The organism is Clostridium sp. AF36-4 (assembly GCF_003435975.1).
Lineage (GTDB): Bacteria > Bacillota > Clostridia > Lachnospirales > Lachnospiraceae > Eubacterium_F.
In genome coordinates this window covers 15,515-27,875 of record NZ_QTVH01000010.1, presented here as the reverse complement: position 1 = coordinate 27,875, position 12,361 = coordinate 15,515, and the positions used below count along the sequence as shown (strand labels likewise).

23 protein-coding genes are annotated in these 12,361 nt (G+C 41.3%); all 23 read right to left on the bottom strand.

Features of this window, described 5'->3' with window-relative positions; translation table 11 throughout:
* Positions 1–40: 40 nt before the first annotated feature.
* Complete coding sequence (gene secY, locus DW005_RS07080) at positions 41–1,390, bottom strand: preprotein translocase subunit SecY (RefSeq protein ID WP_022377242.1); 1,350 nt, start codon at positions 1,388–1,390, stop codon at positions 41–43.
* Entirely contained in the window at positions 1,390–1,830 is a 441-nt protein-coding gene (gene rplO, locus DW005_RS07075) for a 50S ribosomal protein L15 (protein ID WP_022377241.1), read from the bottom strand. The genes secY and rplO overlap by 1 nt, the downstream gene beginning before the upstream one ends.
* 17 nt (positions 1,831–1,847) lie before the next feature.
* Positions 1,848–2,030 carry a 50S ribosomal protein L30 gene (gene rpmD / locus DW005_RS07070; RefSeq protein ID WP_022377240.1) on the bottom strand — a complete coding sequence of 61 codons (183 nt, stop codon included), beginning with the start codon at positions 2,028–2,030 and terminating at the stop codon, positions 1,848–1,850.
* 13 nt (positions 2,031–2,043) lie between these two features.
* Positions 2,044–2,553: a 30S ribosomal protein S5 gene (rpsE, locus tag DW005_RS07065; protein WP_022377239.1), complete on the bottom strand. Its 510-nt coding sequence runs from the start codon at positions 2,551–2,553 to the stop codon at positions 2,044–2,046.
* 16 nt (positions 2,554–2,569) lie between these two features.
* Positions 2,570–2,938, bottom strand: coding sequence for a 50S ribosomal protein L18 (gene rplR / locus DW005_RS07060; RefSeq protein ID WP_022377238.1), 369 nt, complete (start codon positions 2,936–2,938; stop codon positions 2,570–2,572).
* Between the two features lie 17 nt (positions 2,939–2,955).
* The gene (gene rplF, locus DW005_RS07055; RefSeq protein ID WP_022377237.1) at positions 2,956–3,498 is read right to left on the bottom strand and encodes a 50S ribosomal protein L6; all 543 of its coding nucleotides are present in this window, start codon (positions 3,496–3,498) and stop codon (positions 2,956–2,958) included.
* A gap of 44 nt (positions 3,499–3,542) precedes the next feature.
* Positions 3,543–3,944 carry a 30S ribosomal protein S8 gene (gene rpsH, locus DW005_RS07050; protein WP_022377236.1) on the bottom strand — a complete coding sequence of 134 codons (402 nt, stop codon included), beginning with the start codon at positions 3,942–3,944 and terminating at the stop codon, positions 3,543–3,545.
* Between the two features lie 13 nt (positions 3,945–3,957).
* Positions 3,958–4,143, bottom strand: a complete 186-nt coding sequence (locus tag DW005_RS07045; protein ID WP_022377235.1) for a type Z 30S ribosomal protein S14 — start codon at positions 4,141–4,143, stop codon at positions 3,958–3,960.
* A gap of 15 nt (positions 4,144–4,158) precedes the next feature.
* Positions 4,159–4,698, bottom strand: coding sequence for a 50S ribosomal protein L5 (gene rplE, locus DW005_RS07040; RefSeq protein ID WP_022377234.1), 540 nt, complete (start codon positions 4,696–4,698; stop codon positions 4,159–4,161).
* 23 nt (positions 4,699–4,721) lie between these two features.
* A complete protein-coding gene (gene rplX / locus DW005_RS07035; protein ID WP_022377233.1) occupies positions 4,722–5,030 on the bottom strand; it encodes a 50S ribosomal protein L24 in 309 nt (102 codons plus the stop codon).
* A 14-nt stretch (positions 5,031–5,044) separates the two neighbouring features.
* On the bottom strand, positions 5,045–5,413 hold the full coding sequence (gene rplN / locus DW005_RS07030) for a 50S ribosomal protein L14 (protein WP_022341223.1): 369 nt from the start codon (positions 5,411–5,413) through the stop codon (positions 5,045–5,047).
* Between the two features lie 26 nt (positions 5,414–5,439).
* Entirely contained in the window at positions 5,440–5,694 is a 255-nt protein-coding gene (gene rpsQ, locus DW005_RS07025) for a 30S ribosomal protein S17 (RefSeq protein WP_022377232.1), read from the bottom strand.
* 23 nt (positions 5,695–5,717) lie between these two features.
* On the bottom strand, positions 5,718–5,906 hold the full coding sequence (rpmC, locus tag DW005_RS07020) for a 50S ribosomal protein L29 (RefSeq protein WP_117478765.1): 189 nt from the start codon (positions 5,904–5,906) through the stop codon (positions 5,718–5,720).
* A 7-nt stretch (positions 5,907–5,913) separates the two neighbouring features.
* On the bottom strand, positions 5,914–6,351 hold the full coding sequence (gene rplP / locus DW005_RS07015; protein WP_022377230.1) for a 50S ribosomal protein L16: 438 nt from the start codon (positions 6,349–6,351) through the stop codon (positions 5,914–5,916).
* Positions 6,351–7,031, bottom strand: coding sequence for a 30S ribosomal protein S3 (rpsC, locus tag DW005_RS07010; protein WP_022377229.1), 681 nt, complete (start codon positions 7,029–7,031; stop codon positions 6,351–6,353). The genes rplP and rpsC overlap by 1 nt, the downstream gene beginning before the upstream one ends.
* 15 nt (positions 7,032–7,046) lie before the next feature.
* Positions 7,047–7,433, bottom strand: coding sequence for a 50S ribosomal protein L22 (rplV, locus tag DW005_RS07005; RefSeq protein ID WP_022377228.1), 387 nt, complete (start codon positions 7,431–7,433; stop codon positions 7,047–7,049).
* 75 nt (positions 7,434–7,508) lie between these two features.
* On the bottom strand, positions 7,509–7,781 hold the full coding sequence (gene rpsS, locus DW005_RS07000) for a 30S ribosomal protein S19 (protein WP_022377227.1): 273 nt from the start codon (positions 7,779–7,781) through the stop codon (positions 7,509–7,511).
* 36 nt (positions 7,782–7,817) lie between these two features.
* The gene (rplB, locus tag DW005_RS06995; protein ID WP_022377226.1) at positions 7,818–8,663 is read right to left on the bottom strand and encodes a 50S ribosomal protein L2; all 846 of its coding nucleotides are present in this window, start codon (positions 8,661–8,663) and stop codon (positions 7,818–7,820) included.
* A gap of 19 nt (positions 8,664–8,682) precedes the next feature.
* Positions 8,683–8,982: a 50S ribosomal protein L23 gene (gene rplW / locus DW005_RS06990; RefSeq protein ID WP_022377225.1), complete on the bottom strand. Its 300-nt coding sequence runs from the start codon at positions 8,980–8,982 to the stop codon at positions 8,683–8,685.
* Positions 8,982–9,602 carry a 50S ribosomal protein L4 gene (gene rplD / locus DW005_RS06985; protein ID WP_022377224.1) on the bottom strand — a complete coding sequence of 207 codons (621 nt, stop codon included), beginning with the start codon at positions 9,600–9,602 and terminating at the stop codon, positions 8,982–8,984. The genes rplW and rplD overlap by 1 nt, the downstream gene beginning before the upstream one ends.
* 25 nt (positions 9,603–9,627) lie before the next feature.
* A complete protein-coding gene (gene rplC / locus DW005_RS06980; RefSeq protein ID WP_022377223.1) occupies positions 9,628–10,257 on the bottom strand; it encodes a 50S ribosomal protein L3 in 630 nt (209 codons plus the stop codon).
* 109 nt (positions 10,258–10,366) lie between these two features.
* Positions 10,367–10,687, bottom strand: coding sequence for a 30S ribosomal protein S10 (gene rpsJ, locus DW005_RS06975; protein ID WP_022377222.1), 321 nt, complete (start codon positions 10,685–10,687; stop codon positions 10,367–10,369).
* Positions 10,688–11,520: 833 nt separating this feature from the next.
* Positions 11,521–12,309, bottom strand: a complete 789-nt coding sequence (locus tag DW005_RS06965; RefSeq protein ID WP_117478711.1) for a hypothetical protein — start codon at positions 12,307–12,309, stop codon at positions 11,521–11,523.
* Positions 12,310–12,361: the final 52 nt, after the last annotated feature.

Sequence of the window (12,361 nt, the reverse complement as noted above, 5' to 3'; positions counted from 1 at the left end):
GCTTAGCTGTAACGGTCATTCGACCGCGGTTACTTCATTATTAATTACCCAAGAAACCTTTGTAGTGGCGTACCAATACAAGAGATTCGATCTGCTTGATTGTCTCAATAACAACGCCGACTACGATGATGAGTGATGTTCCACTAAAGGATACATCCGCACCAAACGCACCTGAGAAAAAGATTGGCAACGCACATACGATAACCATTCCGATTGCTCCCAGGAAAATAATGCTGTTAAGTACTGTTGTCAAGTACTCTGTGGTAGGCTTACCAGGACGAATACCCGGAATGAAGCCACCCTGTTTTTTCATGTTATTGGAAATCTCCAATGGATTAAACGTTACAGATGTATAAAAATATGCAAAGAAAATTACCAATCCAATATAAATCAACAATCCCAATGTATATTTAAATTCTGCAAAGCTTCCAATTTTGCACCAGTCACTCTGGTTACAGAGTGTAAGGAACTTCTGGAAGAATGTTGCGTCCGGACCAGTCTTTGGCTGAATACCCGCAAAACTTGCAATAACAACCGGAAGAGACATCATAGAACTTGCAAAGATTACCGGGATAACGCCCGCCGTATTTACCTTCAAAGGAATGTGGCTGGACTGTCCACCGGATACTTTATGTCCCTGAATCTTTTTCGCATACTGTACCGGAATTCTTCTTTCACCATCCTGCAAAAATACGATGAATACAAACATGGCAACGATAATTGCAAGAATAATAACTGCAGCAATAATCTTGCTTGTTACATCCGTTGGTTTTGCAACATAGTTCTGATATAAGTTTGATAAATCATTTGGGATACGGGCAACGATGTTAATCAACAGGATAATGGAAATACCATTACCAACACCTTTTTCCGTAATCTGTTCTCCAAGCCACATCATAAATGCGGCACCTGCTGTCAAAGCGGCAACTGCGACAACAATTGCTGTTGTCATACTGCTCTGTGGATTATCCGTACCAAACAATCCCTGGTTTCTGAAACCAATTACGATTGCTGCACCTTCAATAACTGCGAGCGCAATTGAAAGGTAACGTGTGTACTCGTTAATCTTTTTACGTCCATCTTCTCCATCTTTCTGCATCTCTTCCAAACGCGGAATTGCGATTGTCAAAAGCTGTAAGATAATAGATGCAGTGATGTAAGGCGTGATGTTCAATGCAAAAATAGACATCCTTGAGAATGAACCACCTGTCATAACATCCAAAAATCCAAGGGACTGGTTGCTGCTAAACAAGTTCTGCATTACATCCGGCTTTGTACCGGGAATCGGAATATTACATCCGATTCTCACGATTACAAGACCAATCAACACATAAAGCAGTTTCATACGGATTTCTTTTGTTTTTAACGCATTTTGAATGGTTGTTAACATTAGATCACCTCTGCTTTTCCACCAGCAGCCTGAATTTTTTCAACAGCACTTGCGCTGTAAGCATTCACTTTAACATCAAGCTTTTTGGTTAATTCTCCATTTCCAAGAATCTTAACTCCATCTTTCGGATTGCTTACAATACCTTTTTCAACCAATGCAGCTACTGTTACTTCTGCACCGTCTTCAAAAGCATTCAGACGGTCTACACCAATTCCAATAATATTTTTGCTGTTGATGTTTGTAAACCCTCTCTTTGGCAATCTTCTATACAATGGCAACTGACCACCTTCAAAACCAGGTCTTGGAGCTCCTGAACGAGCTTTCTGTCCTTTATGACCTTTACCGGCAGTTTTACCATTTCCTGAACCATGACCACGGCCTCTGCGGAACTCATTGCTCTGCTTAGCGCCTTCGGCTGGCTTCAACTCTGATAAGTTCATTTTGTGCACCTCCTTGATTAGATTTCTTCAACCTTCACAAGATGTCTAATCTGCTGAATCTGACCACGTGTAGCAGCGTTATCAGGCATCTCAACTGTTTTGTTTAATTTTTTAAGGCCAAGAGCTTCTACCGTTTTTCTATGCTTTGGAATTGCACCGATGGTAGACTTGACTAATGTGATTTTCAATTTACCTGCCATTTGTTTGCACCTCCTAGCCCAAAACTTCGTCTACGGAAATTCCGCGAAGTTTTGCTACTTCTTCCGGAGTCTTCAACTCATTCAAACCGGCAATTGTAGCAAGAACTACGTTCTGCTTATTACGGGAGCCGAGAGACTTCGTACGAATATTTTTAAATCCTGCAAGTTCCAAAACGGCACGAGCCGGACCACCGGCGATGATACCGGTACCTTCTGGAGACTTTTTCATCAATACGGATGCACTGCCGAACTTACCAATGAAGTCATGAGGAATACTCTTGTTCTCATCCAAAGGTACTTCGATGAGTTTCTTCATTGCGTCTTCTTTTCCTTTACGGATTGCTTCCGGGATTTCCATTGCTTTTCCCAAACCTGCACCAACGTGTCCGTTGTGGTCACCAACAACAACGAGAGCTGTGAATCGCATGTTACGTCCGCCCTTAACAACCTTGGTTACACGTTTAATTGATACTACATTATCTTCTAATTCAAACTGACTAGCATCAATAATTTCACGTTTCATGTGTTTTCCTCCTTGCTTAGAATTCCAGACCAGCTTCTCTTGCTGCTTCTGCCAATGCTTTTACTTTACCCTGATAAATATAACCGCCACGGTCAAATACAACAGTCTTAATACCGTTATCCAATGCTTTCTTAGCGATTACTTCGCCAAGCTTAGCTGCTGCTTCGGTATTGTTTGTCTTTGTAAGACCTTCTTTTACATCTGCCTGAACAGTAGATGCCGATACGATTGTATTACCAGCGACATCGTCAATAATCTGAGCATACATATGATTATTGCTACGGAATACAGCCAAACGTGGTTGTTCAGGAGTACCAGACAAACGGCTGCGGATTCTTCTGTGTTTGTTTACGCGAACTTCGCTTCTATTTTTCTTGCTAACCATTCTTACTTACTCCTTTCTTATTTCTTACCAGTCTTACCAACTTTACGTCTGATTACTTCATCCACATATTTGATACCTTTACCTTTATATGGTTCCGGTGCTCTCTTCTCGCGGATTTCAGCCGCATACTGGCCAACTTTTTCTTTGTCAATTCCCTTTACAATAATAAGGTTCTGTCCGTCAACAGTTACTTCAATTCCTTCCGGATCTTCCATCTCAACCGGATGAGAGTATCCAAGAGAAAGTGTAAGTTTTTTACCCTGCTTAGCAGCACGGTAACCAACACCGTTTACTTCCAGTCTCTTCTCATAGCCTTCTGTAACACCGATAATCATGTTGTTAATCAATGTACGAGTTAAACCATGAAGGGATTTCATCTTTTTCAAATCGTTTGGACGAGTAACTTTAACTTCTTCGCCCTCTTTTGTAATGGTCATCTCTGCAGGAAGGACTCTTTCGAGTGTTCCCTTAGGACCTTTTACCGTCACCTGATTATTTTCTGCAATATCCACAGTTACACCTGCAGGAATCGCGATAGGCATTCTTCCAATTCGTGACATGCCGGTACCTCCTAATTTTTATTTTATGGGGTTAATTGTTTCTATTACCAAACGAAAGCTAATACTTCGCCGCCAACGTTCTCTTTGCGTGCATCTTTGTCAGTAAGCACACCTTTGTTTGTGGAAATAATAGCAATACCAAGTCCGCCGAGAACCTTAGGTAATTCTTCTGCACCAGCGTAAATACGCAGACCTGGTTTGGAAATTCTCTTAAGACCGGAAATGATTTTTTCATTCTTGTCTTTGCCATATTTCATTGTAATATGAATAGATTTGAAATTATCAACATCTACTACTTCAAAGTTTTTAATGTATCCTTCCTTCAAAAGAATCTCAGCAATCGAAATCTTCATTTTGGAGGCAGGAACATCAACTGTATCATGTTTTGCAGTATTTGCATTACGGATTCTTGTAAGCATATCTGCAATTGGATCGCTCATTGTCATTTCGTTTTCCTCCTTACCAACTTGCTTTGCGCACGCCAGGAATCTGTCCTTTGTACGCCAACTCACGGAAGCAAATTCTGCAGATTCCGTATTTTCTCAGATATCCATGTGGACGACCACAAATCTTGCAACGGCTGTATTCTCTGGTAGAGAATTTTGCATTACGCTGCTGCTTAATCTTCATAGACTTCTTAGCCATGAAATAACCTCCTAACTATTTCTTAAACGGCATACCAAACTGTGCCAAGAGTTCACGTGCTTCTTCATCGGTATTTGCAGTAGTAACAAAGATGATATCCATACCACGAACTTTGTCTACTTTATCATACTCGATTTCCGGGAAGATCAGCTGCTCTTTGATACCAAGAGCATAGTTACCACGACCATCAAACGCGTTCGGGTTTACACCACGGAAGTCACGTACTCGTGGAAGTGCAAGGTTAATCAAACGATCTGCAAACTCATACATTTTTGCACCACGAAGAGTAACTTTACAACCGATTGGCTGACCCTCACGCAGTTTGAAGTTTGCGACGGATTTCTTTGCTCTTGTAACAACCGCCTTCTGACCAGTGATAATCTCAAGATCACTAATTGCTGTATCTAACACTTTTGAATTTTCTTTTGCTTCGCCAACGCCCATATTGATTACAATCTTATCGAGCTTTGGTACCTGCATAACGTTTTTATACTCGAACTTTTTCATCATAGCATCTACGATTTCGTTCAAATATGTCTCTTTTAATCTTGCCATTCTAACAGTACCTCCTCTCTTTATTAATCAATCACAGCGCCTGTTTTTTTGGCATAGCGAACTTTTTCCTTACCATCCTCAACTTTGAAACCGATTCTGGTAACATCGCCATCAACAACGTACATTACGTTGGAAACATCGAAGAAAGCTTCTTCTTCAACGATTCCGCCCTTTGCATTTGACTGGTTAGGCTTAATATGCATCTTTACTTTGTTGATGCCCTCAACCTTAACTTTACCATCTTTTACTGCAAGGACTTTTCCTTCTTTTCCTTTATCTACACCGGCAATAACGCGAACGGTATCACCTTTTTTAATCTTTGATGTTGCCACTTGGGGACACCTCCTTATAATACTTCTGGTGCTAAGGAAACAATCTTCATGAATTGTTTGTCTCTTAACTCTCTAGCTACCGGTCCAAAAATACGAGTTCCTCTTGGAGTCTTGTCATCTTTGATGATTACTGCTGCGTTTTCATCAAAACGAATATAAGAACCATCCGGACGACGAATCTCCTTTACTGTTCTGACTACAACCGCTTTTACAACATCACCTTTTTTAACAACTCCGCCTGGTGTTGCATCTTTAACCGTAGCAACGATAATGTCACCTACAGCGGCATATCTTCTAACAGATCCACCGAGAACACGGATGCACAATAATTCCTTTGCGCCAGTGTTGTCAGCAACCTTTAATCTGGTCTCCTGCTGTACCATAATAAATACTCCTTTCTGGCCACAAATTATTTTGCCTTTTCGATAATCTCAACAAGTCTCCATCTCTTGTCTTTAGACAAAGGTCTTGTCTCCATAACCTTCACTCTATCACCAATGTTGCACTCGTTGTTCTCATCATGAGCCTTTAATTTATAAGTTCTTTTTACGATTTTTCCGTAAAGTGGGTGTTTTACGTTGTCAACTACTGCAACAACGATGGTTTTATCCATTTTATTACTTACAACCTTACCTGTACGGGTTTTTCTAAGATTTCTTTCCACAACAATATCCTCCTTTCCTCAGCTTAGTTTGCTTTTCTCTCTTTGGACATTGCTGTCTGAATACGAGCAATGTTTCTTCTAACTTCTTTGATTCTGCTGGTATTATCAAGTTGGTTTGTTGCATTCTGGAATCTTAAGTTAAACAGCTCTTTCTTAGCAGCCACTAACTCATCGTTTAATTCAGCCATAGACATGTCTGCAATTCCATTCATAAATTCCTTAGTCTTCACTGCCCGCACCTCCTTCTAAATCTGCACGAGAAACGATTTTACATTTGATTGGCAGCTTATGCATAGCCAAGCGAAGCGCCTCTCTTGCGGTTTCTTCAGGCACACCGGAAATTTCAAACATAACTCTTCCCGGTTTAACAACTGCTACCCAGTACTCCAAAGCACCTTTACCTTTACCCATTCGAGTTTCAGCAGGTGTCTTTGTTACCGGCTTATCTGGGAAAATCTTAATCCAAACTTTACCACCACGTTTTGTATAACGTGTCATTGCGATACGGGCTGCCTCGATCTGATTGGAACGAATCCAGTGTGGCTCTGTTGCCACAAGTCCGTATTCACCATACGTAATCTTATTTCCGCGAGTTGCTTTACCTCTCATGGAGCCACGGAACTGTTTACGACGTTTTACTCTTTTAGGCATTAACATTATTTATCGCTCCCTTCCTTTGAACTAGCCTTAGCTGGTTTTTTACCTTTGGTTGGAAGTACCTCACCATGGTAGATCCATGTCTTAACACCAATCTTACCATAAGTTGTATTTGCTTCTGCAAATCCATAATCAATATCAGCACGAAGTGTCTGCAACGGAATGTTTCCTTCACTGTAGAACTCTGTACGAGCCATATCGGCACCGCCCAAACGTCCGGAGCAGGAAGTTTTGATTCCCTTTGCGCCAGCTTTCATAGCTCTTCCCATGCAGGATTTCATTGCACGACGGAAAGAAATACGATTCTCAAGCTGCTGTGCGATATTTTCTGCAACCAACTGTGCATCGTTATCCGGTCTTTTTACTTCTTTGATGTCAACAAGCACTTTCTTCGTAGAATATTTAGCAAGTTCACCTTTCAACTTCTCGATTTCAGCGCCGCCTTTACCGATAACAACACCTGGTTTTGCTGTGTATACCAAAACTTTTACGCGATCGTTTGTTCTCTCGATCTCAATTTTGGAAATACCGGCATGATACAATTTTTTCTTTAAAAATTCACGGATTTTATAATCTTCTACTAAGTTGTCGGAGAAATTCTCGTCATCTGCAAACCATCTGGATTCCCAGTCTTTGATAACGCCGACTCTTAAACCGTGTGGATTTACCTTCTGTCCCATCTTAATCTCCTTTCATTATCTTTCATTCAAGATGATGGTAATGTGGCACATTCTCTTCTCAATACGGTATGCCATACCACGAGCTCTTGGTCTGATTCTCTTCATTGTAGTTGCCTTGTTGGCAAAGCACTCATCAACGTAGAGATTTTCCGGGTCCATGCCATTGTTGTTCTCAGCATTTGCAATGGCAGAATTCAATAATTTCTTAATTACTGATGATGCATATCTTGGATTGTATTCCAAAATACCAAGTGCAGTCTGTACATCTTTGCCACGGATTGCATCCAATACGAATCCTGCTTTCTGAGCAGAAATTCTGGCATGTGACAGTTTAGCAGATGGTCTTGTATCTTTGTTCTGGTTTCTTTCTTTCTTAATCTGTGATCTATGTCCTTTAGCCACTTTTCAGAAACCTCCTTTCATACATTCATACATTGAAACTTTCATTTCTCAAAAACGTCCGTCATCCGCAACGTTTTAACCTCTCTTCTCGTCTTTTCCATGACCTCTGTAAGTTCTTGTGGAAACGAACTCACCAAGTTTGTGACCTACCATATCTTCTGTCACATATACCGGTACATGTTTTCTTCCGTCATGGACTGCAATCGTGTGACCCACGAAGCTAGGGAAGATAGTGGAACGACGTGACCAGGTTTTAATTACTGTTTTATCTCCGGATTCGTTCATGGCATCAATTTTCTTCAACAGATGCGCATCAGCGAATGGTCCTTTTTTTAATGAACGTGACACTACGTTTTACCTCCTTTATTTCGGTTCTGCGCCAAATTACTTGCTAAGCGCTTTACCATCTCTACGACGGATAATCATCTTATTCGACTGTTTATTTTTCTTTCTTGTCTTGTAACCAAGAGCAGGTTTGCCCCAAGGTGTACATGGTCCCGGACGACCAACAGGTGCTTTACCTTCACCACCACCGTGTGGATGGTCATTCGGGTTCATGACAGAACCACGAACTGTTGGGCGGATACCCATATGACGTTTACGTCCTGCTTTACCAATGTTTACAAGGTTATGCTCTGTATTTCCTACCTGACCGATGGAAGCACGGCACACGATTGGCACCATTCTCATCTCGCCGGATGGCATACGGATAATTGCATATTTGCCTTCTTTAGCCATGAGCTGTGCACTAACACCAGCAGCACGAACAAGCTGTCCGCCATGACCAGGGTACATCTCGATGTTATGAATCTGTGTACCAACCGGCATATCTTTTAATTCCATGCAGTTTCCGACTTTAATTTCAGCTTCGGCACCGTTCATAACGGTCTGTCCTACTTTAAGTCCTACAGGAGCAAGAATGTATTTCTTTTCTCCATCTGCATAACAAATCAATGCAATGTTTGCTGTTCTGTTTGGATCGTACTCAATCGATTTAACGGTTGCCGGAATACCATCCTTATTTCTTTTAAAGTCGATAATTCTGTATTTTCTTCTAGAACCACCACCGTGATGTCTCACTGTGATTTTTCCCTGCGCATTACGTCCTGCATGCTTCTTCAAAGAAGTTGTCAGGGATTTCTCCGGAGTAGATGCTGTAATCTCTTCGAAATCGTAACCGCTCATGTTTCTTCTAGAAGGGGTATATGGGTTATAAGTTTTGATTCCCATTTGTTACACTCCTTTCGATTTAAAGTCCTTCAAAAATCTCAATATCAGCACTGTCCTCTGTCAATTGAACAATCGCTTTTTTCTTCTTTGCTGTCTTGCCAACTACCATACCACGTCTGCGTTTTTTACCATCCAAATTCATGGTGTTTACTTTCGCAACTTTGGTTCCAGGGAACATCTTTTCTACTGCCTCTTTAATCTGGGACTTTGTAGCTTCTGTATGAACATAAAATGTATATCTTTTATATTCCATACCAGCCATAGATTTCTCTGTGATAACCGGTTTATCAATAATGTCATAATATCTTAAATCTGCCATTATGCGTACACCTCCTCGATTGCTTTTACAGCGCTCTTGGTAATGACTACTGTGTCATACTTCAATACGTCGTAAACACTAATAGAATTGTTGTACACACCTCTTGCTGTCGGAATGTTTCTAACAGAAAGAATTGCGTTTGATGCATCACCATCAACTACTACCAACGCTTTTTCAGCTTTCAAATTACTAAGAATCTGCTTCATCTCTTTTGTCTTTGGAGCTTCCATATCAAGAGAATCTACAACGATAAGTTTTTCCTCATTTACTTTAGAAGATAAAACGGATTTCATCGCTGCTGCTTTTTCTTTTTTGTTCATTTTGAAAGAATAATCTCTCGGAACCGGTGCGAACACAACGCCGCCGCCTGTCCACTGTGGAGCACGGATGGAACCCTGTCTAGCATGACCAGTTCCTTTCTGTCTCCATGGTTTTCTACCACCGCCACGAACTTCAGAACGTGTCTTAGCTTTCTGTGTTCCCTGACGTTTATTAGCGAGCTGTAAAACAACCGCCATATGAACCAAATGCTCATTTACCGGAGCGGCAAATACGGAATCGTTCAAGTCGATTTTCTCTACTTCTTTGCCTTCCTTATTATAAACAGATACACTTGCCATCTGTGTCTTCCTCCTTTCCGAAAAGTTATGCCTTAACGGATTCTTTAATAATTACTGTTGATTTCTTCGGTCCCGGAACAGCTCCCTTAACCAGAATCAAATTATTTTCTGCATCTACGCGGACAATCTCAAGATTCTGAATGGTAACCTGTACTGCACCCATCTGACCAGGCATTTTCTTGCCTTTGAATACTTTACTCGGATCGGATGCCGAACCGTTGGAACCAGCATGTCTATGGAATTTGGAACCGTGACCCATTGGTCCGCGAGACTGTCCATGACGCTTAATTGCACCCTGGAAACCTTTACCTTTTGTCTTCGCAGTAACGTCAATTTTGTCACCGGCTTCAAAGATGTCTGCTTTAATTTCCTGGCCCAACTCATACTCTGCAGCATTCTCGAATTTAAACTCTGTGAGGAATCTCTTATTCTCGATACCTGCTTTTTCTAAGTGTCCTTTTACCGGCTTGTTCACTAATTTCTCGCGAACATCGCCATACGCTACCTGTACTGCTTCGTATCCATCGTTCTCAACTGTCTTAATCTGAGAAACATATACCGGACCAGCCTGAAGTACGGTAACCGGTGTCAACACACCGTCTTCGTTGAAAATCTGTGTCATTCCAACTTTTGTAGCTACAATAGCTTTCTTCATTTCTTCTTTCCTCCTATAAAATCTACAGCGGATTGATTTTCTCAAACCAATCATCCTAGATGGTTACTGTTTTGTCCTGAACCGTAGACCGCATCATAACCATAGGTTCTTATTTCATTTTGATGTCAATTGCAACGCCTGCAGGCATTTCCAAACGGGAAAGTGCATCTACAGTCTTCTGTGAAGGTGTCAATACATCAATCAGTCTTTTGTGAGTTCTCTGCTCGAACTGCTCACGGGAATCTTTGTATTTGTGTACCGCTCTAAGAATGGTAACAACTTCTTTTTTCGTAGGAAGTGGCACAGGCCCACTCACCTTTGCTCCCGTTTTCTTTACAGTATCAATCAACTTAGATGCTGCAAAGTCGATCAACTGATGATCGTATGCCTTCAGGATAATTCTCATTTTCTGACTTTTTTTACTTGCCATAAAAAATAGTCGCCTCCTTTTCGTACTTTATTTGGTAATAGTACGACAAGTGGTGACTGTACACTCATCCGTGTGTGTCATATCGGTTCATTCAAAAATCCTCCCTATGGAGGCTTGACTCACACGTTTATCTGCTCCTTGGCAGAAAATATGTTACTGTACAGTGACTTGCCGTCAGGGTTTCCGGCCGAATTTGCTGATCTCGGCCTCTTGACATTCGCTCCACGGAAAAACCCACCGGATGGTGGCAACCTCACGCTTCATCGCTATCATGTCACAGCAAATATTAGTCTACCATACCTTTTTCCATAATGCAAGCACTTTTTTCACGAAAACTACAAGCCATGCAAAAAAGGTAAAAACAAATTTTGTCGGGAGCTCGCTCACGTAAAAAAATTTGTTTTTTAGCTTTTTTATAGGGCGACAGCCCGTGACCGAGCCGAAGCGGAGCGGAGGCGAGGTTGCATGGCTTGTAGTTTTCCGGAGGAGGTGCACAATCCTCGGCGTTCCCCGCCAAATCCATGGCGTCCCACACCCCATGCAACGCTTTTCCCTCTTTTTTCCCCTAAGCGTTGTCTATTTCGCTCGTTTCACGCCTCTTATCTCTCTTATTTCGTCAAATTACGCCCCAAAAACAACTCTTTCTTCCATATTAATGCTCCAGCGTTGCTTTTGAAGCAACCTCTTTTCGTTCTCATGCAACTCTTTTTTACTTTTACACCAATTTAGGTTGCATAAGACAAGTTGCCAGCATTACTTCCATCTCTTTTACCCAGTAGCATCGCGCTCACCAGTGATGGCAACTTGCTTTTGGCAATTTTAGCAACGCCCCCTCACACCAAATATTCCTGAATATAACAATCCAACACCCTGGTGTTCAACGGTGCGCTTGAACTTTCATGGAGCAATAAAACATCCCTGCCAATCAGCAATTGGTTCATCTCAAAGGCATCCAGTTTTCGCAGAACCGCATTATAATAATCTTCATTATCCATCATTCCAAAATGCTCCAAATAATAAATCCTGCCGGTTCGCGAATTCATAACCGTAAAGTCCGGATAAAAGGTAACTCTCCGCCCATGCACCGTGAGTTCCAATGGCTTTTCATATTTATACACTACACCATAACGCCGTAGGTGGTCCGCTATAATTATCTCCGACTTCGAGCGCACACGCTCACCATTTGCCGTGAAGTATTCGCCAGTTACTTCCTCATCCATCGTTTTCGCAGCATAATCTTCATTTTCAAACATCTTAACTCTTTGTTCAATAGGAATAAAATCCGGAGTAAATAAAACTTGCTTACCTTCATGCATCTGAGAATACACATCTTCCAATTCAGAATCCGAGAAAAATTCAACTGCCTGTCTTCCAGCCTCAATCTTAGCATTTAATATAGGAAGTAACTTTTTATAATACCTGTCTTTTGCCAGCATCCTCAACTTATCTTTTTCGCTTTTTTTCACATATCCCCCATTAAGATAATATTGAAATGCCCCTCGCACTTTCCGACAGATAAAATTACCACCATTTGATATCATAACACTCTTTTCAGCCTTCCTGCGTACCTGTTCCAAAAACCATATACGCTCTCTAACAAGATTCTTTAATTCATTTTCCAAACATCCACATCCTTTCTACACCAAACTCTACCTAATAAAATACACTTTAACA